Consider the following 22,837-nt stretch of genomic DNA (forward strand, 5'->3'; position numbering starts at 1 on the left):
AGCAATATATAAAAAAAGGCGGGAATATTTCCCGCCTTAATCATATTAAATACCGTGTTATTTTATACTACTACTGCCGTTTAAACTGGATATTGTCTACCAAGAAATCATTACCTGATTTTGGCCCGAAAACAAACAGGAATGCTCGCTTAACTTTACCTTTTGCCTGGTAAGAAAAGTCACCACTAATAGTCATCCACTGTTTATTCGCAGGAACAGTTTCATACTTAACTCGTGTCCAGTGAGCACCATCGTCATCTTCAAAAAACAGTTGCATATCAACATACTGTTCTTCTTTAACGCTATCGGCCAGACGTGTATCAAAACTGTATTTGTAGGTTTTACCACTTTCCAGTAAGCCTCTGGCATTCAGGTAAATACCTGCATACCACTTTTCACGTCCAGTGAGAGACAGGCTGTAATTACCCGCGTTAGCCGATGCCGTAGTACGGGTTGCTTTTTTCAAACCGAAGTAAGGCTTCCAACCTTGATTATCATTTTCAAAACTATGATTAATGACATCATTATCATCTTGTCCTGGCTGTTCACCCGCCTTAGTCAACATGACCTCATCCGCATAGAAGTCGACACCTTCTTTAGGACCAAAGATCAACAGTTTAACTTTTTTGACCTTACCAAATGTTTCTACCTTAAATTTAGTGGTAATTTTGGTCGCTTCATTTGAGGTAATGGATTTATGAGCAAGGGTTTGATACTGAATACCCAGGTCATTCTCAATTTGCAGTACAATACTGGCATTGTCACGCGCTTGAGATTTTGCCGCTAACTGCATATTTAAACTCAACTCAAACTCAGTTGCCGTGATATCTCCAGCTGACTTTAAGCTTTCAGTAATATCTTGGATAGCGCCATCATAGTAAGCCGATCTTCCCTTAACATGTAACAGATTATCTGTACCACAGCTTACCTTAATCTGTTTTTGCGCAAGGTTAACCGAATTATTTTTAAATGTGCTCCACCCATCAAGACTATTAAAGTCAGGTGATTTCACTAAGCTCTTTTTAAGCTGAGGCTTATCACACGTACCCGGTTTTGGTTGGTCTGGATTATCCGGCTTATCTGGATCAGGCCAGCCCGGATCTGTCGGATCTGTTGGATCGGTTGGATCGGTTGGATCGGGATTAGGTGAATCTGGGTCAGGCCAACCAGGACCATTAGGATCAGGTTTAGGTCCATCAGGGTCAGGCCAACCTGGATCTGTTGGGTCCGTGGGATCTGTTGGGTTCGGGTTGGGATTAGGGTTGGGGTTCGGGTTGGGGTTCGGGTTGGGGTTCGGGTTGGGATTAGGGTTGGGGTTCGGATTACTGACCTTGGTTGGCATCCATTCAGCCATTTGTGCAGCAACGGCATTTAAGTTAGTAACAGAATCCGCACCATCTGACCGACTTTTATCAACTCCACATACCTGATTATTACATTTACGAACGCGGGGGTTAGAAAAGTACTGCAAGCCTCTGGCATTATAAACATGGGGATAGGCCATGACGGTGGTAAATGAACCATTCACACCATAACCTCGTGCCCAACTCCAAATACCGCCATTGCTTTGCTGTTTCAACCCATGGCCTAAGCTCATGTTATGGCCAAGCTCATGCGCAAATACACTCAGGCCACAGTTAGAAGCAACGACACTATAAGCTTGGTCTGCAGCACCACGATAAAATTGCCCATTCCGCCCAGGTGGAACCCAAGCAATACCACAAAGTCCACCATTACGGGGTGCTACATAACTAACAAAGTCAGCACCATATTGTTGTCTTAGTCGAGCAGCTTCACTGTCTCGTGTAATGTTATTTAATGCATATTCACTAACAACACCATAACTACGACTAAGCGGCTTAACCCCTACAAGCCGTAATTGAATATTGGCGCCACTATTTATATATGCTTGGTTAGCATATTCAACAAATGTTGTTGCAAGGGATTTAATATCATTAGTACCCACATTACCTGTAGGATAAACAACCAGTACATCCAGCGTGGTTGCAGCCATGGCCTGAACTGAGGCTAGCGATGCCACAGCCAGACCTGTCAAGATCTGCTGCTTAAACTTCATAATGTAAACCTTCTTTACCCATTAATTATGCAAAATGCTTTACCTGACAAAAACTGCCAAAGGTAATGGACTTGCTAAAAACTTGTCGTATAACAGTGTGTTAATTTGTTTTGTAATTAATTGTGACAAGCTGCATCAAAACGGTTAAAAACACACAAAATATGCTGCTTTTTGCAGTCGTTTTTACTTAAATTAACGAAATAACATAAAATAAAACGCGATACATAACACAGTTACAAAATACGCCTACCAAAAAACAAAAATTCGCAAAAGTGATCACGAAGTTTTCGTAAGCAACATCAAGCACAATGTGTTGTGTAATTAAATTCCTGGGTAAAAACCTATCAGGCGTGCAAAAAATCCTGGCACGTATAGAAGGTAAAAATTTAAAGGTAGAAGCGTCACAAGGTAATATGTAAGTACATCAAAAAAACAAAACTGTCTTTTTTTTACCACACAGAATTAATAGAAATTGTCACCGCTCTTAGAACGAGTCATTTACACTGCTTTATAAAAGCAACGGCGTTTACTTAAAAAGGACTCATTCGTTATGGCTATCTACCATGTGCTCTGGACGGGTGGCTGGGATTCCACATTTCGGTTATTAGATTTACTCATCAACAAAGCGGCACCTGTCGTGCCATACTACATTCTCAATACTGACCGTACGTCAACCGGCATTGAGTTATCGACAATGACCCGAATAAAGCGCGCCATACAGCACAAGTGGCCTGATAGGGCTAAGCGATTATCACCCACTGTCTTTCGAGCTGCTAATGATGTGGAAGCGGTTGATACTTTAATTGAGAGTTACGATGACATATTAAAAAGCCAATACATTGGTCCTCAATATGAGTGGCTGGCTAAGTTTGCTCATCAGCTTAATTTACACGACCTTGAACTCTCAATACACAAAGATGACAAAGCCCACGATGTTTTACTGCCCTATGTTGTCAAACAGGCGGATGAACATGGGCCTTACTGGGTCGTCAATCCTCAGCTTAAAAATACGCCAGAATATCAGCTCTTTCATTATTTTCGCTTTCCCTTATTTGAACACACCAAACTGGAAATGGCTCAACAAGCTGAATCGAGTGGTTTTTCAGATATTTTAGAAATGACTTGGTTTTGCCATGAACCTTTAACCAACCTACAACCTTGTGGTACATGCAACCCTTGTCGATACACAATAGAAGAGGGATTAGGCCGACGAATTCCCTGGCGGGGTAAACTACGATATTGGGGAAAACGTGTCCTTACACCATTGTTATCAAAAGTTTAGTCTTAGAGGCCCCTGTCCAGGGCAATTACCACTGCTTACGGAACTTCCAGCGTCTATTTTACAAACCCATTCAAACACAGCAAGCCCACTTTTTGATGATTAAATAAACACAAGCCGTATTTTGATGTGTCCCAATGGTCAACAAAGGCTGGATAATGCATGTAGAACTGTTTGCCGCAAGGACGCGGCAACCAAGCCTCCAGGGAAGGATTTACGGCGTGTTCGAAGGGCGTTATGCGGACGTGAACAATATAATACTAATTTAATGAGTCAACGAACACGACAGTGCACGTGTTTTTCTTTCCCAATAATGATTCAACAATAACGAAACGAGAATAATGCCTCCTCCCAGCAACAGTCGAACCACATCAGCATCATGATTCCAAATAATCAGGTTTACTACCAAACCAGCAGGTATGAGAGCGTTGTTCATCACCGCCAAGGTACCAACATCCACTTTGGTTGCCCCTTTATTCCAGCAAAAGAACCCTAGGCCAGAAGCACCTAACCCCAACCACAATAATACTCCCCATTGCACAGAAGTTGTCGGGTAACGATCAGTCCCTAAAAACCACCAGGCAATCAATGCAACCACTAAGGCGCCAGCATAAAAACAACCAAAGACTGCATGTTGAGGTAAATGTTGACCACGATGTTGGATAAATACTTTATAACTAACCTGACCAAGCGCAAAACACACATTAGCCCCTTGGACTAACAAGAAACCCCACACATAATCTTGCGTAATATTATCGTAACGAATAACCACAGCACCTAACACTGCTAATATGGCTGCTAATAAATACCGTGTTCGAAAAGTTAATGTCCAAATGTCATACAATAAGGCAACATAAACAGGCGTTAATGTAGTAAATAATAAAACTTCAGGTACTGTCAGTAATAAAAAGGACTGATAGTAAAAAATATACATAAAACCTAGCTGAATGGCGCCAATCAGCATCAGTGGCAAAACATAATCCAACCGCAACCATTGCTTACGTAACAATGGTATAAATAGCAAAAAGGCCAGCGCTATTCTTAACAGAACAGAAAAATAAGCGTCAACTTGCCCAGCGAGATATACCCCAATCAAACTAAATGAAAAAGCCCACAACAGGGTAATTGCTGACAAGTAATACATTATCCCTCCTAAAATTTCTACGCTGAACGGTTTGTTCACCATTACAAAAAATTGCTCATGAAAAGGCCAGCGATAATGCCAGATTCACAAGGCATGTGCCAGCACCGTTAGCTAGAGCATTCAATACGATAGATTGTCAACAATATTGGCTTGACTGAAACAATTTAAGGCGTTAACTTCGTTTTAAATAATAAGATTGTTGACAATGTATGGATGGTACTCCTTTGTCCAGTCATAAACACGCAGACCCATCACTTGAGAACAGCAAGCAAACGGCTTCAGCCAGAATTTTTAATGAATTACTGCAAACTATCCTTTCTGGTCAGCTAGTACCTGGTAGCAAAATAAACGAAGCAGAATTAGCTGCACGCCATGGGTGTAGCAGAGGTCCTCTTCGTGAAGCACTGCAACGTTTGGAAGGCTTGCATTTAGTTCTGCGAGAAGCCCATGTTGGTGCACGTGTGGTCTCTCTTTCTGACCAACAACTCACCGAGCTGTACCAAATTCGAGAGGTTCTAGAAGGGCTTGCCTGTCGACTGGCAGCACAACATATGACTGAACACGCTAAAGATGAGTTAAGGACATTACTGGAAACCCATCGACGCTATTTAGAAGATGGTGGACATCAAAAATACTACCCTCAATCGGGGGATCTGGACTTTCATTACTTACTGATTCGTAGTAGTCAAAACGCGCTTTTGCTCCGTCAATTAGGCGATGAATTATACCCTTTGTTACAACTTTATCGTCGGCAGTTCCGTGATAGCGGTTACCAACAACCACAACTCGCCTTCAAAGAGCATTTACACATTGCAGAAGCCATCATTGAAGGGGATGGAGAGTTGGCCGAAATACTCATGCGCAAACATATTGCCCGAGCGCGAAAACGTTTGAAATATATCTTAACCACTTAATTATTTTTATTACGTAAATTGTAAAAAGTACATATCACTCACCATCGTTAAAAACATAATAAGCATAAAAAGTTTCACGAAAGCTATATAGGCAACTTGGAGAGAAAGGATGAATACAACCTCCCAACAATCACCCGGCGCTCGCTTTCGTCAGCAGGTAGCATCACAATCCCCTTTACAAATTGTGGGAACCATCAATGCCTACTGTGCCATGCTCGCCGAACAAGCAGGGCATCAGGCTATTTATTTATCCGGTGCAGGGGTTGCTAATGCTTCTTTTGGCCTCCCAGATTTAGGCATGACTTCACTTTCTGAGGTGTTAGAAGACGCACGTCGTATTACAGCCGCCAGTCAGTTACCGTTATTAGTTGATATTGATACAGGGTTTGGTGGTGCTTTAAGTATTGCGCGAACGATTAAAGGGATGGAACAAGCAGGGGTAGCAGCCGTTCATATTGAAGATCAGGTTCAACAAAAGCGCTGTGGGCATCGTCCCAATAAAGCAATAGTCTCACCTGAAGAGATGGTGGATCGGGTAAAAGCCGCTGTTGATGCGCGCGTCAATGAAACGTTTGTCATCATGGCACGCACTGACGCATTAGCCGTAGAAGGCATGGAGTCAGCCATTGAGCGAGCATGTTTATGTGTTGAAGCCGGTGCTGATATGATTTTTCCTGAAGCGATGGCAACACTTGATGATTATCAGCGCTTTACCCAAGCCGTTAATGTGCCAGTGTTAGCTAACATTACAGAGTTTGGTAAAACACCATTATTTAGTTGTGAAGAATTAGCCTCTGTTGGCGTTCAATTGGTGTTATACCCACTGAGTGCTTTTCGTGCCATGAGTAAAGCAGCACTCAATGTCTACCAACAATTAAAAGAAAAAGGGCATCAGCGTGATTTAACCATTGATATGCAAACCCGTGAAGCACTCTATCAAACGCTTAATTATCATCATTATGAGCAAACTTTAGATCGCTTATTTTCAAAAGAAACAAAATGAGATTAAAACGCATCATTATTAAATAAATGGCAAAATAAAATAAAAATAACACCCTAAATGGATATAAACAAAAAAATGCTTTTTATTGTCAAATAAATAACTAATGAAAAGTATTATGAAAGGTATAAAGGATAACCTTATCAATTAGGAGAATAATAATGTCTGATAATAAAAAAGATTCTGCAGGACTTCGTGGACGCTCAGCGGGTGAAACCGCATTATGTACTGTAGGGCAAAGTGGAGCAGGCTTAACCTACTGTGGCTATGATATTGCCGATTTAGCTGAACACGCCCGCTTTGAGGAAGTAGCCTATTTATTATTTCATGGAGAGCTACCCAATCGCCAGCAGTTGGACAGTTACCTTACGCAGTTGGTAACACTACGAAAAATGCCTGATGCCTTACGTAAAACGTTGGAGTTAATGCCCGCCAGCACGCACCCTATGGATGTGATGCGCACAGCTTGCTCAATGTTAGGCGCCATCACCCCCGAGCATGATTTTTCCGAGCAACAATTACATATTGATCGTATGTTGGCCTTATTCCCTGCCATTATTTGTTACTGGTATCGCTATCATAAAGAAGGGGTAAAAATTGATATTGAACTGGATGACAAGGAGACGGGAAGTTATCTTCTTCATTTACTCCATGGTCAGGCACCCAAAGCCATACACTGCGATGCTATGAATGCCTCATTAATTGTTTATGCAGAACATGAATTTAATGCATCGACCTTTGCTGCCCGCGTGTGTGCTTCCACGCTATCAGATATTTATGCTTGTATTACAACCGCAATTGGCACCTTGAAAGGTCCATTACATGGAGGTGCAAATGAAGCTGCGATGGCTATGATTAGTCAATGGCGTACCCCAGAAGAAGCAGAGAAGGGCATTCTCGAAAAATTGGCAAACAAAGAAAAAATTATGGGGTTTGGTCATGCAGTCTATCGTGAATCTGATCCTCGTAATGCCATTATCAAAGCATGGTCAAAACGTTTAGCCGATGAACACGATGATCGTGTACTGTATCCTGTCTCAGTTCGATGCGAAGAAGTGATGTGGCGAGAAAAACACTTATTCTGTAATGCTGATTTTTTTCATGCGTCAACCTATCATTTTATGAGCATTCCAACCCCGTTATTTACGCCTATTTTTGTCTGCTCACGACTAACAGGATGGGCTGCTCATGTCATGGAACAACGTTCAAATAACCGCATCATTCGTCCTTCAGCCGACTATACAGGCCCTGAAAATCGCCCCTGGCTACCAATAGCACAACGCTAATTTTTTAAGCTATATACCTCTTGTGATGGATATTTTACGTATTCGACTAAATTAAGGATTAATCATTATTATGAGCTCTAATGTTGATATTAACGAACGTACAGCACCTGATGCCTTATTGGTTGAAATCGCAGATTATGTGTGTGAAACCACGATAAGTTCTACAACAGCCTATACCACAGCCCGTCACTGTCTGATGGATACATTGGGCTGCGGATTATTAGCATTACGTTTTCCTGAATGCGCCAAATTACTGGGTCCGATTGTGGAGGGTACTATTGTCCCCCATGGCGCTCGTGTACCAGGAACCCAATTAAGACTGGACCCTGTAAAAGCAGCCTGGGATATTGGCTGCATTATTCGCTGGTTAGACTTTAATGATACCTGGTTGGCGGCTGAATGGGGGCATCCATCAGATAACCTTGGCGGCATTCTAGCGGTTGCAGATTATATTTCTCAACAGCGTATCAGCCAGGGGCAGACACCACTAACCATGCATGATGTACTCACTGCCATGATTAAAGCCCACGAAATTCAGGGTGTGCTCGCGTTAAATCATAGTTTTAATCGGGTTGGGCTTGATCATGTCGTTTTAGTCAAAGTCGCCTCGACAGCAGTGATAACACATATGATGGGAGGCACACGCGAACAAATCATTGATGCGCTATCTCAAGCCTGGCTTGATGGTCAAGCATTGCGTACTTACCGTCATGCGCCTAACGCCGGCTCACGTAAATCCTGGGCGGCTGGAGATGCAACATCACGTGCTGTACGACTTGCGGATATTGTCCTAAGAGGAGAGATGGGCTACCCCAGTGTGCTTTCAGCACCTAAGTGGGGCTTTCAGGATGTGCTGTTCAAAGGCGAATCACTGAAACTGGCTCAACCACTTCATAGTTATGTTATGGAAAATGTGCTGTTTAAAATATCATTCCCTGCCGAATTTCATGCCCAAACAGCTGTCGAAGCAGCCCTTACTCTTCATTCCCAGGTTAAATCTCGTATAAATGAAATTGAAAAAATTGTCATTCATACTCATGAATCCGCGATTCGTATTATCAGTAAAATGGGACCGTTAAATAACCCGGCTGATCGAGATCACTGCCTCCAATACATGATAGCGGTCCCATTATTATGTGGCAGTTTATGCGCTGAGCACTATGAAGACGCATTCCACAATGCGCACCCTGAAATTGATCAACTCCGCCAAAAAATGGCCGTCATCGAAGATCAACGCTTTAGTCGAGAGTACTTAGAAGCCGACAAACGCTCCATTGCCAATGCAGTACAAGTATTTTTTACGGATGGTTCTGCAACCGAACAAATTACTGTGGAGTACCCTATTGGTCATCAACGCCGTCGAAAAGAAGGGATTCCTCTGTTAGAGGAAAAATTCAGGGATAATTTAGCCACTCGCTTTCCTAAAATCCGCGCTAATAAAATCTATAAGCTATGTAATGACCAACAGCAGTTAGAACGCACCCCAGTGAATACATTTATGGATTTATTCATGATTTAGTAAAATTAATAGCACTTGCCTCAAGGGTACCGCTAAAAAAGTGCATTTTTAGCAGTGCCCTCAAGCCAGTTTGCACGGTTTAAGGCTGGTGAATAAACTTATTTCAACAAAACAATCACATCCTCATAAATCATTACTAGACTATAAAAGAGAGTAAACTATACAAACTTTTTAGTAGTAATATGTCGTAAGAGGTTTCTACTCATGATGGTTGAGCCACCTGTCACTCGAGAATCCATTATCACCTGTCCCAAATGTGGTCATAAGCAAGCTGGGTATATGCCAACCAATGCCTGCCAATGGTTTCTACCCTGCGAATCCTGCAAATTTATGATGCGTCCCAAACCTGGTGACTGCTGTGTTTTTTGCTCCTATGGCACAGTGCCATGTCCTTCAAAACAACGGTTACGACAATGTGGATAGTACAACCTGTCGAGTAAGCCCCAATGTTTTAGCAATTTGTGGAACGTCAGTGACTTACCCGCTCGCAAGATTGCCTTCATGTTTTTACATCGGACACGTTAAGCCTCAATAGACGTGATAGATGATAGAATGAAGATGAGTGGCTGCTTTCGTGTATCAATAAGCTGCTAAAAAATTGTCAGGTTGTTACTGACCACTCTTGCAAGCCATTACAAACTTCAGGCTGCTAAGCCTGATTCACTTAATTTCCCGCAGCGACATCACCTTGCTCTTTAAGAAATGCTTGATAAGCTGCATACTCTTTGGGCGATAACTTATAACGATTTAATGATTCAGCCGCCATTCTTCTGATTTCCCAAAGTTCCTGATCATTGACAATTAATTGGGTCAATGTTTCTCGCAATTGATTGGAAACAATACGGCTTTCCTGTATTGCCATCATGGCACTAATTCGATCATCAGGGTTCTTTGATTTATTCAAAATACCCACTATCGGACTTAAGTCATTTTCATCTTTAGCCCACTGACCCACTTTAAAGATACTCGCTGATCTGACCCCACTATCAGTATTTGCGGTTGCAAGAGACGTTAATTGCTGAATGGTTTGTTGTGATTCATGTTCTGGTAAGGTAATCACAGGCATAGCATTTAGCGCGGCCATTAAAATATCAGGATTATCATTTGAGCTGAGAATACCGGTTGTCAGTTTATATGTTTTTTTACTGGGGATATCAAGTCGAGCTAATAAATCAAGACCTGCTAATTGTTCTTCTACCTGACCACTTTTCGCCAAGTCGAATGCAGCCGTTTCAACTTGTGGATCTTTAATTTCTGCCAATACAGTCTGTAGCAGCGAACCCATCTCAGAGTTTGGTTCTAACTTATAGTTATCAATAATACTAGAGAGGGCAGAAGAATCTTTTTCGGCATTTTCCAGCAGAGACTGTAAAATAGATTGTATTTTACCTTGTTTTTCTGGGCCTTCAGCTTCAGCAAGTAACAAACGCAAATTATCCACAGTCGCACTGGCCAGATCGTAAGGTGAAGTCTGGATGGGGGCCTCATCCAGTATTTCTTGTTCTCTATTTGAGGAATGTTGATCCTGCTTATGCTCATCTTTAACCATGAGTGACTGGGCTGATTTTGTGACCGCTGTTGACGTCTTTTGGGTTTTGTCAGGGTGAGATGTTATGTTACTCGTTGGTAATTTTGGACTGTTTTTTTCTGTATCCGGAGAAGTAAGAAAAAAATAGCCTCCCGCTATTAATGCCCCCCCAGCCACAGCGCTAATGATAAATGAAAGTTTTTTCATAGCAAGTTACGACCTTAATTCAGAAAATGCACAACAGTAATGGTTGGCAATATATAATTTTCATTGAAGGATACCCTTCACGAATCATATCTATATAGGCTAGCTGAGCATGTTTTAGTTTCTTAACAATACTCAGCCAGCACATAAGTAAAACGTTAATAGCTACTATTAACGCGCGACAGTTGATGCTTCCATGATTTTTTGAAAACTCCGGGCATAACCTGCCAACAACTGCGCCTTATCCAAGCCGTTTACAACACGACGTGCATTAACATAGTCTGTCTTGCCGGCCAGGATATAGCTTCCCAATTTTTTCCCTGTAAATACACCATAAAACATGCCATAAGACATGACGGTGTATGCTATATTAGGCTCTAGTGCTTTGGTAGGATTACTTACTAAATCTACACCTACAATAGAAGACATTTTTCGATAATTGTATTTATGTGTTAACTGTACATAACCTCTACCTTTATAACGACAACCACCATCATATCGACGACAGTTTTCATTGCCATATTCAGTGATCGGTTTATACGTGTTTGCTACTTCATGTTTTGTTGTAGAAAACATATACGCAATCTGACGCATCCATACCGTTTTATTTTTAATTGCGGGTCGTGTGTCTTTTTCCATATTAACTAAAAGGTAGTTAATGCCATCAACCTGACTTTGTGATAACCGACCAAATGTTGCCCTGAACTTGTTATAAAACTCCTTGCGTTTGATATTAAAACCTTGTGCTGACGAACTTGCCTTGAAGGCAATACTATCAGACATCACATTGGATAAACGTCCTTGTTGATTTTTCAGTTGAAAATAAACTTTCTTAGCACCGTTACCGGCAGATAACGTGAATGTTATTTTATTTTCAAATGCTTTCCATGTGGCACCAGAAAAGTTACTCTTCTCACTAATACGATACATGATGGGTGTTGATCCACTGTATGTACTGTATACTGTAACAAACCGACTGCTGGTGTTCGCTGCACTTTTATTTATATTAAAACCCGTTAGCTGAATAGCCGTGTTTGAGCTACCATTTCCTAAATATCCACTATGAATCCAACGCGCTTCACTTGCATACCAGACTTTTTTCCACACGCCATCTGAACCAATAACGGCCCAATGGGAACCACTTGGCGCTGTCCCCACAAGACGATAATGGGTACCAGGACCTGAGCGTACATTTAACGCCGCGGTAGATACCACATCACAATTCACTTTTGCTGTAGAGGTATAAGACTGACTGTAGATCCAACGCGCTTTCCCTCCATCAAACCAAACCTGCTTCCATGCGCCTGATGTTTTCCCTGTCGCAATGTAATACTCACCACTGTGCATCGTCCCAATTTTTTCATAATTGGTGCCAGGTCCAGATCGAACATTTAAATATGAATTTGTTACTTTTATAGCTGAACATGTTTCTGCTAATCCCTGCTGAGCAAAAGTGGCAAACATTACTCCGACAATTAATGTCACAGTTCGAAATTGATTTATTTTCCATTCCATCCTAATCACCCTTCAAAAATATATTATTTAAGCAGCTAAAAGGCACATCCTTTGACCTTAATCAAAATATTTATATAAATTAGTTGTCGTATTTAGAACATCAAAATCAAACAATATAAATAGACAGTTAACTCATAACAAGTATGAACGTTCAGTTTTAAGACGTTATTTTTATTGGTAGGAAAAAAATGGGAAATAAAGAAATATTTTCTTAGGTACTAATCTACAATTGTCGTAATAAAAATAATACAGGTTTGCTCAGCAATCGGGGCAATCGCATATAGTTACTGTTACCCCCTTCAAACACGTCCTGAACCCTTCCCTGGAAGGCATGGTTACTGCATCCTTGCGACAAGCCATTCGATGTGCTTTATCTGACTATGGGCATAATACTTACTTAAAACTGTCGTTGAATGCCCGTAAGAGAGAGCACACGAGTCGCAATTTCTTCAATGGAAAACTGTGTAGTATTAATAAAAGGTACATGAGCCTCTTGCATTAGCGCTTCTACTTCATTGACCTCTTGTCGACATTGTTTGATAGAAGCGTAACGACTTTCCGGTCGACGCTCGTGACGAATAGCCGCCAGTCGCTCTGCATCAATGGTCAGTCCAAATAGACGGTCCTTATGACTTAGTAATATTCCAGGTAACCGTTGATTATCCAAATCCTCTTCGGTTAATGGGTAGTTCGCTGCATTAATACCATACTGAAGCGCAAGATATAAACAGGTAGGTGTTTTTCCACAGCGTGATACGCCAATCAAAATCACGTCAGCTTGATCATAAGCATAGGTTTTTGCACCATCATCGAAATCCAGGGCAAAATGAACGGCGGTGATACGTTGATGATAGCGGGGGTCAGCCGCTATCACGCGATTTTGCCCAATACTGTGGTTAGAAGGTTGTTGTAATTCCTGCTCAAGCGGCGTTAAAAATGCTGAAAAACAATCAATGACAAAAGCATCTAATGAGCTTAATTCTTGTGTTACTGCTTCATTGACAATGGTAGAAAAAATTAAGGGTCGCTGTTCTGCCTGAAAGGCATATTGTTTTATTTGCTTAACGGTCTGCTGAGCTTTCTCAACGGTATCAATATAAGGGAATGTTTTATAACTAAACTGATCCCGATTAAATTGAGTCAACAAACTATGACCCAAAGTTTCTGCTGTTATTCCTGTACCGTCTGAAATAAAAAACACACAGCGCTTTACCATGTTGGTGTTCTCCCAACTTTTTTATCTAAGCTACTTTATCTAAGCTACGTTTTTGCTTGTTTGTCTATGCAGACTCCCATCACCTTACTTGATTTCATGACCAGGCAGAGCAAGCCAAGGGGATGAGACGCAACGAGTATACGTGACGATCCTTAAAAATGACAAGTCATGCCTTATATTATTTTCATGAAATCAATTCGTTCCACTTTAGAACCCTTAAGTAAAATTGTTCACTAATATTTTGCAATAATTATTTTTTGTAGAACAAGCAAAATCATGAATTTTCTTCTCTTAATGGGGTAGACTTATAGAGCGTAGTTTACTAACTCCTGCTTTATTAAACGTTATTATGTCATTAGTCTCAATTCGAAAATAAACATTTTTCACTAACAATTTCAGTACTTTTCTTTGTTTTAAAAACACTAACTTTCATGGTAGTGTTTAGTCAATGTGGATGAGCTACTGGTTTTATCGATAAAAAACCTGATTTCTTTTATGGCAATTATATGACTAAAGCGATAAAACAAGCAGGTTATACCAATAACTCAGAAAACAGCCATGTATAGGTATTGTTCGAAAAAACATTTTAACGTGAAGGATATACCTCTCGTGTTTAATACATAGCTAAAACGAACAATACACATCAATATCCTAAAATAACCCTAGCGTTTCAAGTACAAATAAACCATAAGGTATCGACACTGGAGACTGACTGAGTGAATAAATACGTTATTCCCTTTACCCAACTGGGTGTCAATGATATACCACTGGTAGGTGGCAAAAATGCCTCTCTTGGTGAGATGATCTCCGCTTTAAGCAATGCTGGGGTAAAAGTGCCTGATGGTTTTGCAACCACAGCAGATGCTTATCGGGACTTCCTAAGCCAACAAGGGCTGGACCAGCGTATTAACGCGGTGCTTGATCAACTTGACGTGGATGATGTTCAAGCACTGGCAAAAGCCGGGCGAAACATCAGGCAGTGGATAATCGATACGCCATTTCCTCCAGAGTTTCAAGCCACTTTGGAAGAAGCCATCACCACACTTCAGCAACATCACGAAGATTTATCTGTTGCCGTCCGCTCTTCAGCAACTGCTGAAGACTTACCTGATGCCTCATTTGCAGGCCAGCAAGAAACTTTTTTAAATATTCGAGGCACCCGTAATATCCTACTGGCAGTAAAAGAAGTTTTTGCATCACTTTACAACGACCGAGCTATCGCTTATCGCGTGCATAAAGGATTTGATCATAGTCAAGTTGCACTGTCTGTTGGCATACAACAAATGGTGCATAGTGAAACTGCGGCTTCAGGTGTCATGTTTACATTAGATACTGAGTCTGGATTTCGTGATGTGATTTTCTTAACGGCCAGCTATGGCTTAGGTGAAACCATTGTCCAAGGAGCGGTCAACCCAGATGAGTTTTATATTCACAAACCAACGCTTCGTACCGGACATCATGCTATTTTGCGCCGCAATTTAGGTCAAAAAGCCATTGAAATGGTGTACAACGGCAATGGAGCTGTCCACGACTCACTCATTACTCAACCCGTCGATGACCCGCGCCGTCACCGGTTTTGCATCACTGACGAAGATGTTTTAGAACTAGCTCAACAAGCACTCATTATTGAGTCGCACTATGGATGTCCTATGGATATTGAGTGGGCAAAAGATGGTATTACAGGGCAACTGTTTATTGTCCAAGCACGTCCAGAAACGGTCAAAAGCCAATCTGAAGCAGCTGTTATTGAGCGTTATCTTTTAAAAGAACAAGGCCATGTACTCATGGAAGGACGCAGTATTGGCCAACGTATTGGCTCAGGTTCCGTCAGTGTGATTAAAAGCCTTGATCAAATGCATGAAGTAAAACCGGGTGATGTGCTGGTTGCCGACATGACAGATCCTGATTGGGAACCCATCATGAAACGGGCTGCAGCTATTGTCACAGACCGAGGAGGGCGAACCTGTCATGCCGCGATTATTGCTAGAGAACTCGGCATTCCTGCCGTGGTGGGCTGTGGGAATGCCACAGAGCTATTGAAATCTGGGCAAGATGTTACTGTTTCCTGTGCAGAAGGGGATACAGGCTTCGTTTACCAGGGTAAATTAGCTTATGAAGTACAACAAAGCACCGTTGATGCCATGCCACAATTGCCGTTTAAATTAATGATGAACGTGGGTAATCCTGATCGTGCATTTGATTTTCAGGCAATTCCTAATGCCGGGGTTGGTCTTGCACGGCTTGAATTTATTATTAATCGCATGATTGGTATTCACCCTAAAGCCCTGTTAAATATGCAAGACCTCCCAGGTGATATCCGCGAAGCCATTCACGAACGTATTGCTGGCTATGATAGCCCTGTTGGTTTTTACATTGAAAAATTAACAGAAGGTATTGCTACAATTGCTGCGGCCTTTTACCCAAAACCTGTCATTGTGCGTTTATCCGACTTTAAATCCAATGAATATGCAAATTTGATTGGCGGGGAGCTATTTGAACCTAAAGAAGAAAATCCTATGTTAGGTTTTCGTGGCGCTTCACGCTATATCGCCGATAGTTTCCGTGACTGTTTTGAACTTGAATGTGCCGCCTTAAAACGTGTTCGAGAACAGCGGGGATTAACTAATGTAGCGGTTATGGTGCCCTTTGTGCGGACAGTGGGTGAAGCACGGCGTGTAACCGAATTACTGGCGGTAAATGGACTACGTAGGGGAGAGCATCAATTAAAAGTGATTATGATGTGTGAGTTACCCAGTAATGCATTGCAGGCTAATGATTTCTTACAGTACTTTGATGGCTTTTCTATTGGCTCTAATGATATGACCCAGCTGACCTTAGGACTGGATCGAGACTCAGGATTGATTGCCCATTTATTCGATGAGCGTAATCCTGCGGTTAAACATTTACTACAGCTGGCTATTGAAGCTTGTCGCCGTCAAAATAAATATATTGGTATTTGTGGACAAGGACCTTCTGATCACCCGGATTTAGCTAAGTGGCTTATGGATCAGCAAATTGAAACGATTTCACTCAATCCTGACTCCGTTCTGAACACGTGGTTTTATCTGGCAGAGAAAGTAGCAACGCCAGCTTAATAGATACTGTACGTTATTCCCTCTACTTTTTTCTATAAAAAGTAAGGGAATAACAGCAGACGATTTACCCTTAATCTCAAATAAAGATCAGCGATAATATATCCTCTCTAAAGAAAATCACCTCTTTTCAGGAGAGCAGTACAACGTTGGTTTTAAAAGGAAATTATCGTGTTTTTTTCAACACCGGATCTGTGTGATCAATACGACTCTTTACTTCAAGTAATGTCCCCGGTATTTAAACATTTTGGTGGTCAGTCTATGTTCTTTGGTGAAGTGGTGACCGCTAAATGTTTCGAAGATAATAGCGTTGTCAAATCAATGCTTGCTGAACCAGGGAAAGGCAAAGTATTAGTGGTTGATGGTGGTAGTTCCATGCGCTGTGCTTTGCTGGGTGATCAGATCGCAACGCGAGCGGTTGAAAATCAGTGGGCAGGCATTGTGATCAATGGCTGTGTTCGTGATGTCACTATCTTAAAAACATTACCGATTGGCATTATGGCTTTAGCGGCACACCCTCGAAAATCTATCAGACGAGGTGAAGGGCAAAAGCAACTTGAAATAAATCTTGCTGGAGTCACGCTTCAATCAGGTAATTATTTGTATGCTGATGAGAATGGTGTAATTATTTCCTCTGAATCTCTACCTCTCACAACGACTTAAATCAAAAATACTAACGCTGTATCACTCCTCATCAGCTCAATCAGTGAGCACAATAGCTCACTGAAATTCTTATATCGATAATAGTGCTTTATAAATGGCCAAATCCTCACCGCTAAAACAACAAAAAATCACTTTTTCTAATGAACATGGTTTTTCTTCACAGTACTGCTGTACTGTTTGTACTGCAATTTCAGCTGCAGGCTGTTTTGGAAAACCATAGATTCCTGTACTTATTGCTGGAAACGCAATTGATTGAAGGTCATGTTCACACGCACGCTGCAAACTTTCTCTGTAGCAACTGGCGAGTAACTCCTGCTCGTTTGATTGCCCCCCATTCCATACTGGACCTACCGTATGAATAACATAGTGGGCAGGCAGGTGAAAGCCCGGGGTTATTTTAGCCTGCCCCGTTTTACAACCATTAAGCAATCTGCATGCTGCCACCAATTCAGGCCCTGCGGCACGATGGATAGCCCCATCAACACCACCGCCTCCTAACAAACTACTGTTGGCAGCATTAACAATGGCATCAACAGCAAGCTGAGTTATATCATCTTGTCGTACGCTTAGCTGTACAGTCAATGACCTTCTCCTTTAAACTTTCAAGGTTGTAGGGCACGTTAAAAATGCACTTTTTTAGAAGTGCCCTGTATCCAATTATAGCGAACTGAATATATCGTGATGATACACTTAACAGGAAAACGCTATTATTTACTGTCAAAAAATATACACTTTTCAACAAAAGTATTTATTTATACCTTTTTTATTGAGTCAATGAGTAGCAAAGTATACTTAACTTGCCGCATAATAACTGACAGTTTTATGACATATAATGTAATATAAATACCTAAAGGCTAAACATGGATGTGCAATAAAATGGTGATAAATTTTCTGAATACTAAAAAACTCACGAGTCCTTCCCTAATGATGTTATTCATCAGAGCAACTTGCATTTTTCAATTTCTTGGAACCATTTACTTTCTAAAATTTCATCTATAATCGTTAAGCTATGAAGAAAACAGCTCAGTATCAACCACTGAAGCCAACTATGAGGGTGTCGTGAATGAAGGCGGTCTTATTTAATGATCAACAAATTATGCTGGTTACTCCCTCTGACCCTGAGCCTGCCCCAAATGAAGCATTATTACGACCACTGGTGGCAGGTATTTGCCAAACAGACATCGAACTATTCAATGGGTATTATAACTTTCAAGGTATTCCAGGCCATGAATGTGTGGCAGAAGTAATTAGTTGCCCAGCAAAGCCCGACTATGTAGGAAAACGAGTTGTAGTTGATATCAATATTGGCTGCGGAGATTGCCCCACTTGTCAGCACAATGATCCTCACCACTGTCACCATCGGCAAGTTTTAGGCATCAAACATAAAGATGGTGTTTTTGCAGAAATGTTTACCGCACCGTTAACCAATCTTTACTTGGTTCCTGACACTATCCCTGATCATGTTGCTGTCTTCACCGAGCCACTGGCTGCCGCTTTAGCCATTCAAACACAGTTACACGTACCTGATAATGCCACTGTAGCTGTGCTGGGTGATGGTAAGCTTGGCTTACTCATTAGTCTTGCCCTTAAAGAAAAATTTCCAAACTTGGTACTGATTGGCAAACATCCCAATAAACTGGCTATTGCCGCCCGTCACGGAATAACAACTGAATTACTTGAGTTCAAAAACACGAGCCAGCTCCTCCAACAATATCAGCAGCACTTTTCCGTGATTGTAGAAGCCACAGGTCGACCTAATGGGCTAGATATGGCACTGGCGCTGGTTGCACCTCGTGGCACAATTGTACTTAAAACAACCAGTCACCAGTTAAGTGAAGTTAACTTATCCCAGCTCGTCGTTAATGAAATTAAGCTCATTGGCTCTCGCTGTGGCCAAATGAACGAAGCGCTTCAATTTCTGGAAAACCATACCTTGGATACCGAGCTACTTATTGAGGCTCGATACCCATTTCAACAATTTCAACGCGCCTTTCAACATGCAATGCAGAGAGGCAGTAAAAAGGTGCTTATTGACTTTCCAAGTGGTGCAAACCCTACACAATGATGACTAGACATTGCTAAATGACTGACTGCTAGTGCTTATGGTATTTCCGAAAGGAGCCTAGTATCTCTCGTCCAACCTGCCCAGCATTCCTTGCCCAGCGAGCTGTCATCAAATGACCAATATGCCTCAGTTGAGCAACCAGTTTGGGGTTGGGTGTTACCACCTGAATGCCATGTTTTTTCATGGTGAGCAGGGCTTGCTGAACATGCTGTCGTGTGTTTTGCCAGGCTTGTGCTTCTAATTTACTGGCCAACGCAGTTAATATCTGACGTTCCTGAATACTCAAACTTTGCCATGTTGTACGATTAATCACTAACATATTTTTGGGTACCCACGCCTGGATATCATAATAGTATTTTATATATTGCCAGGCCTGTTGTGTTACTGCGGTTACAGGAGATGTAATCATTGCATCTAGCTGACCCGTTAACCAGAACTCGCGTAAATGTTCATGAGGCACATGAATAGCTTCAGCCCCCAAGTAGCGTGCCAATAATGCGGTTTCTGTTGAATATGTTCTTAACTTGCCCCCCCGCAGATCAACAAGAGAAGCTAGCGGCTGAACTGTAAAAATACCTTGAGGTGGCCAGGGAGCAACCAGTAATAAATGCAGACCAAGGTTATCTAGCCGCTGCTGTACTTGTTCTCGCGAAATTTCCCATAGCTGCTGTGCTTCTGCTAAATCGGTCGCGATAAAAGGAATATTATCTAAACCAAACAGAGGATCCTCATGTTCTAACTCAGCCATGAGTAGTTCCGCTAGTTGAATATCATTTTTAACAACACTGGTTAATAAATTTTTATCGGGAATCAGGCTGCACTTGTTATAAATATCCACTTTGAGGTTAGCTTTGGGTAACGACTCAACCCCATGGGCAAATTCAGTGAGCAGGTTTTGGTGACGTGCATCCCCCAAGTAGACAGAAACTAATTGCCATGATTTAGCCCAACCTTGTCCTCCCCAGCAGAGTAATACACTACAAAGTAACCCTAAACAGAGTAGGTAAAATAAATCCTTACGTTGCTTATGTCTTATGATTTTAACCATCAACGCTCTTCCTGACGAATCATCCTTGTTCAGCCACTAAGTATGCGATGTATCGGGAATAACAGAACAGGCTTAAGTACAGATAAACCATGTAAGAAATGACAGGGAAAGTCAGAGGAGGTTTGATATTCAGATGTGCGTGATCTGACTTATGCTCGTCATTGCCAAAATCACTTAAAACAACCTTACTATGGCTATCCCCATATGCCGAAATAGCCTTTAATTGTTACCAATGATGATTTACATCAAAATCTACCAAACATTTCATGCTATATCAGTAGAGGTCAAAATAAATACTGTGTTTCAACAAGGTTATTCGGCACACTACCACGGCAGCAGTAACTAAATTTGTAAATAGGTGTAACCAACTGGCAGTTTATAATAGTCATAAATTTTGTTTTTTGGCATCATTGTCATACTAACGACATGAGCCGTTATTTTACTATTCAAGTCTACCGTGCTGTAAATTGACAAACTGTGTCGCCTAAATGCCATTGCTTATCGGGAATGTGCACAACTCAGTATTTATCTAATACTGAGTAATAACTAAGCGAGACAGGTACAATAAGCAGTGTATGTATACCCAAGACAAATAATGCCATAGGCTAACATGCCGTACGTATCGAACGACAGTCACATCAGCCGTTGATAGTGGTTGATTTTTTGACCTAATGCGTGTCGCTATCGCAATGCGTTGGCGGACAGAGGTAAATTAACCGGTTAATGAGATAATTGAATAGACCATGCTTATCGGAATTCCCAAAGAAATATTTGCCAACGAAACACGGGTAGCCGCTACCCCCAAAACCGTTCAGCAGTTAATTAAACTTGGCTTTACAGTCTGCGTGGCTGAAGGTGCAGGTAAGTTGGCCAGCTTTACGGACAGCGCTTATGAAGACGCTGGCGCAAACATTGTCAGCCAAAAAGAAGCTTGGCAGGCTGATATTATTTTCAAAGTCAATGCGCCTCAAGAAACCCCTGAAGATGAAATTAGTTATCTTAAAGAAGGGCAAACCCTGGTCAGTTTTATTTGGCCTGCACAAAACGAAGCACTGTTGGAAAAATTATCTGCGAAGGGCATTAACGTATTAGCAATGGATGCAGTCCCTCGTATTTCCAGAGCACAAGCACTCGATGCTTTGAGTTCAATGGCTAATATTGCCGGCTATCGTGCAGTCATCGAAGCATCTCACCAATTTGGCCGCTTTTTTACTGGCCAGATTACTGCCGCAGGTAAAGTACCCGCCGCCAAAGTGTTAGTCATTGGTGCGGGTGTTGCTGGGCTGGCGGCCGTGGGTACCGCAAGCAGCCTAGGGGCCATTGTTCGCGCATTTGATACGCGTCCAGAGGTTAAAGAGCAAGTTGAAAGTATGGGGGGCGAGTTCCTTGAGCTTCATGTTGAGGAAGATGGCTCTTCAACTGATGGCTACGCGAAAGAAATGAGTGAAGCCTTTATTAAGGCGGAAATGGAACTCTTTAGCCAGCAAGCGGCAGAAGTGGACATTATTATTACCACAGCACTGATTCCTGGTAGACCAGCCCCAAAACTGATTACCGCCGACATGGTTAAATTAATGAAGCCAGGCAGTGTGATTGTTGACTTGGCTGCCGCAACAGGGGGTAACTGTGAGTTAACTCAGGCTGATCAACTGGTCACTACCGACAATGATGTACGCATTATTGGCTATACAGACCTACCAGGCCGTTTACCTAATCAGTCTTCACAGCTTTACAGCACCAACCTGGTAAACCTGACTAAGCTGCTTTGTCCCCATCAGGATGGCAATATTTCGATTAACTTTGATGATCAGGTTATTCGCTCTGTCACCGTTATTAAAGAGGGCAATATCTCTTGGCCACCACCTCCAGTTAAAGTCAGTGCTCAGCCTCAAGCCAAAGTACAGGCACCTGTTACACCAGTAGAAAAAGCGTCAGAACCCAAGTCTTCAAAGCGTAAACATATTGCGCTTGCCATTGGCGCTTTGGTATTTGGTTGGATAGCCAGTGCAGCGCCTGCTGCCTTCTTATCCCATTTCACGGTGTTTGTGTTGGCCTGTATTGTTGGCTATCACGTGATCTGGAATGTTACTCATGCATTACACACTCCCCTTATGAGCGTAACGAATGCCATTAGTGGCATCATCATTGTCGGGGCATTACTTCAAGTCTCCAGTGATAGTGGGCTGGTTTGGTTTTTCTCTGCCATTGCCGTGCTCATAGCCACCATTAATATATCGGGTGGATTTTTTGTCACACAGCGCATGCTGAAAATGTTTCGTAAGTAAGG

Annotated in this window: 17 protein-coding genes; 10 read left to right on the forward strand and 7 right to left on the reverse strand. The window is 41.9% G+C overall.

Going from position 1 to position 22,837, the window contains the following annotated elements:
- Window positions 1-70 precede the first annotated feature (70 nt).
- Window positions 71-2,077 (reverse strand): carbohydrate binding domain-containing protein, encoded by a 2,007-nt coding sequence (locus ACQ96U_RS06140; RefSeq protein WP_431720363.1) that lies wholly within the window; start codon window positions 2,075-2,077, stop codon window positions 71-73.
- 550 nt (window positions 2,078-2,627) lie between these two features.
- On the opposite strand from ACQ96U_RS06140, the gene ACQ96U_RS06145 reads away from it, so the two are divergent.
- On the forward strand, window positions 2,628-3,359 hold the full coding sequence (locus tag ACQ96U_RS06145; protein WP_431720364.1) for a hypothetical protein: 732 nt from the start codon (window positions 2,628-2,630) through the stop codon (window positions 3,357-3,359).
- Window positions 3,360-3,621: 262 nt separating this feature from the next.
- Here the strand turns inward: ACQ96U_RS06145 and ACQ96U_RS06150 are convergent, their stop codons facing one another.
- Window positions 3,622-4,500 carry a carboxylate/amino acid/amine transporter gene (locus ACQ96U_RS06150; RefSeq protein WP_431720365.1) on the reverse strand — a complete coding sequence of 293 codons (879 nt, stop codon included), beginning with the start codon at window positions 4,498-4,500 and terminating at the stop codon, window positions 3,622-3,624.
- 209 nt (window positions 4,501-4,709) lie between these two features.
- On the opposite strand from ACQ96U_RS06150, the gene ACQ96U_RS06155 reads away from it, so the two are divergent.
- From ACQ96U_RS06155 to ACQ96U_RS06175, 5 genes are all read left to right on the forward strand, one after another.
- Window positions 4,710-5,414, forward strand: a complete 705-nt coding sequence (locus ACQ96U_RS06155; protein WP_431720366.1) for a GntR family transcriptional regulator — start codon at window positions 4,710-4,712, stop codon at window positions 5,412-5,414.
- Window positions 5,415-5,523: 109 nt separating this feature from the next.
- Entirely contained in the window at window positions 5,524-6,417 is an 894-nt protein-coding gene (gene prpB, locus ACQ96U_RS06160; protein ID WP_431720367.1) for a methylisocitrate lyase, read from the forward strand.
- A gap of 158 nt (window positions 6,418-6,575) precedes the next feature.
- Entirely contained in the window at window positions 6,576-7,700 is a 1,125-nt protein-coding gene (prpC, locus tag ACQ96U_RS06165; RefSeq protein ID WP_431720368.1) for a bifunctional 2-methylcitrate synthase/citrate synthase, read from the forward strand.
- Window positions 7,701-7,770: 70 nt separating this feature from the next.
- On the forward strand, window positions 7,771-9,219 hold the full coding sequence (locus ACQ96U_RS06170; RefSeq protein ID WP_431720369.1) for a bifunctional 2-methylcitrate dehydratase/aconitate hydratase: 1,449 nt from the start codon (window positions 7,771-7,773) through the stop codon (window positions 9,217-9,219).
- A gap of 204 nt (window positions 9,220-9,423) precedes the next feature.
- Window positions 9,424-9,642, forward strand: a complete 219-nt coding sequence (locus ACQ96U_RS06175; RefSeq protein WP_431720370.1) for a GDCCVxC domain-containing (seleno)protein — start codon at window positions 9,424-9,426, stop codon at window positions 9,640-9,642.
- 241 nt (window positions 9,643-9,883) lie between these two features.
- Here the strand turns inward: ACQ96U_RS06175 and ACQ96U_RS06180 are convergent, their stop codons facing one another.
- From ACQ96U_RS06180 to ppsR, 3 genes are all read right to left on the reverse strand, one after another.
- Complete coding sequence (locus ACQ96U_RS06180) at window positions 9,884-10,954, reverse strand: hypothetical protein (RefSeq protein ID WP_431720371.1); 1,071 nt, start codon at window positions 10,952-10,954, stop codon at window positions 9,884-9,886.
- Between the two features lie 168 nt (window positions 10,955-11,122).
- Window positions 11,123-12,466, reverse strand: a complete 1,344-nt coding sequence (locus ACQ96U_RS06185) for an SH3 domain-containing protein (protein WP_431720372.1) — start codon at window positions 12,464-12,466, stop codon at window positions 11,123-11,125.
- A gap of 397 nt (window positions 12,467-12,863) precedes the next feature.
- Window positions 12,864-13,682, reverse strand: a complete 819-nt coding sequence (gene ppsR / locus ACQ96U_RS06190; protein ID WP_431720373.1) for a posphoenolpyruvate synthetase regulatory kinase/phosphorylase PpsR — start codon at window positions 13,680-13,682, stop codon at window positions 12,864-12,866.
- Window positions 13,683-14,398: 716 nt separating this feature from the next.
- On the opposite strand from ppsR, the gene ppsA reads away from it, so the two are divergent.
- Together ppsA and rraA are read left to right on the forward strand one after the other, a co-directional pair.
- Entirely contained in the window at window positions 14,399-16,777 is a 2,379-nt protein-coding gene (gene ppsA / locus ACQ96U_RS06195) for a phosphoenolpyruvate synthase (protein ID WP_431720374.1), read from the forward strand.
- Between the two features lie 168 nt (window positions 16,778-16,945).
- Window positions 16,946-17,437, forward strand: coding sequence for a ribonuclease E activity regulator RraA (rraA, locus tag ACQ96U_RS06200; protein WP_431720375.1), 492 nt, complete (start codon window positions 16,946-16,948; stop codon window positions 17,435-17,437).
- A 69-nt stretch (window positions 17,438-17,506) separates the two neighbouring features.
- On the opposite strand, the gene ACQ96U_RS06205 is transcribed toward rraA, so the two are convergent.
- The gene (locus ACQ96U_RS06205) at window positions 17,507-18,019 is read right to left on the reverse strand and encodes an O-acetyl-ADP-ribose deacetylase (RefSeq protein WP_431720376.1); all 513 of its coding nucleotides are present in this window, start codon (window positions 18,017-18,019) and stop codon (window positions 17,507-17,509) included.
- Window positions 18,020-18,500: 481 nt separating this feature from the next.
- Here ACQ96U_RS06205 and ACQ96U_RS06210 point away from each other — a divergent pair, with 481 nt between their 5' ends.
- Entirely contained in the window at window positions 18,501-19,502 is a 1,002-nt protein-coding gene (locus ACQ96U_RS06210; protein WP_431720377.1) for an MDR/zinc-dependent alcohol dehydrogenase-like family protein, read from the forward strand.
- Between the two features lie 28 nt (window positions 19,503-19,530).
- Here the strand turns inward: ACQ96U_RS06210 and dctP are convergent, their stop codons facing one another.
- A complete protein-coding gene (gene dctP / locus ACQ96U_RS06215; RefSeq protein WP_431720378.1) occupies window positions 19,531-20,550 on the reverse strand; it encodes a TRAP transporter substrate-binding protein DctP in 1,020 nt (339 codons plus the stop codon).
- Window positions 20,551-21,293: 743 nt separating this feature from the next.
- On the opposite strand from dctP, the gene ACQ96U_RS06220 reads away from it, so the two are divergent.
- Window positions 21,294-22,835 (forward strand): Re/Si-specific NAD(P)(+) transhydrogenase subunit alpha, encoded by a 1,542-nt coding sequence (locus ACQ96U_RS06220; protein ID WP_431720379.1) that lies wholly within the window; start codon window positions 21,294-21,296, stop codon window positions 22,833-22,835.
- The last annotated feature ends 2 nt before the right edge of the window (window positions 22,836-22,837 follow it).

Origin of the sequence: Zooshikella sp. RANM57, assembly GCF_050749885.1 — a bacterium.
Lineage (GTDB): Bacteria > Pseudomonadota > Gammaproteobacteria > Pseudomonadales > Zooshikellaceae > Zooshikella.

Excerpts from the sequence above, each read along its gene's own strand:
- ACQ96U_RS06220 (WP_431720379.1), top strand. The coding sequence starts at position 21,294 with ATGCTTATCGGAATTCCCAAAGAAATATTTGCCAACGAAACACGGGTA.
- ACQ96U_RS06175 (WP_431720370.1), top strand. The coding sequence starts at position 9,424 with ATGATGGTTGAGCCACCTGTCACTCGAGAATCCATTATCACCTGTCCC.
- prpC (WP_431720368.1), top strand. The coding sequence starts at position 6,576 with ATGTCTGATAATAAAAAAGATTCTGCAGGACTTCGTGGACGCTCAGCG.
- dctP (WP_431720378.1), bottom strand. The coding sequence starts at position 20,550 with ATGGTTAAAATCATAAGACATAAGCAACGTAAGGATTTATTTTACCTA.
- ACQ96U_RS06180 (WP_431720371.1), bottom strand. The coding sequence starts at position 10,954 with ATGAAAAAACTTTCATTTATCATTAGCGCTGTGGCTGGGGGGGCATTA.
- ACQ96U_RS06210 (WP_431720377.1), top strand. The coding sequence starts at position 18,501 with ATGAAGGCGGTCTTATTTAATGATCAACAAATTATGCTGGTTACTCCC.
- ACQ96U_RS06170 (WP_431720369.1), top strand. The coding sequence starts at position 7,771 with ATGAGCTCTAATGTTGATATTAACGAACGTACAGCACCTGATGCCTTA.
- ACQ96U_RS06145 (WP_431720364.1), top strand. The coding sequence starts at position 2,628 with ATGGCTATCTACCATGTGCTCTGGACGGGTGGCTGGGATTCCACATTT.
- ACQ96U_RS06155 (WP_431720366.1), top strand. The coding sequence starts at position 4,710 with ATGGATGGTACTCCTTTGTCCAGTCATAAACACGCAGACCCATCACTT.
- ACQ96U_RS06140 (WP_431720363.1), bottom strand. The coding sequence starts at position 2,077 with ATGAAGTTTAAGCAGCAGATCTTGACAGGTCTGGCTGTGGCATCGCTA.
- ACQ96U_RS06185 (WP_431720372.1), bottom strand. The coding sequence starts at position 12,466 with ATGGAATGGAAAATAAATCAATTTCGAACTGTGACATTAATTGTCGGA.
- prpB (WP_431720367.1), top strand. The coding sequence starts at position 5,524 with ATGAATACAACCTCCCAACAATCACCCGGCGCTCGCTTTCGTCAGCAG.
- ACQ96U_RS06150 (WP_431720365.1), bottom strand. The coding sequence starts at position 4,500 with ATGTATTACTTGTCAGCAATTACCCTGTTGTGGGCTTTTTCATTTAGT.
- ppsR (WP_431720373.1), bottom strand. The coding sequence starts at position 13,682 with ATGGTAAAGCGCTGTGTGTTTTTTATTTCAGACGGTACAGGAATAACA.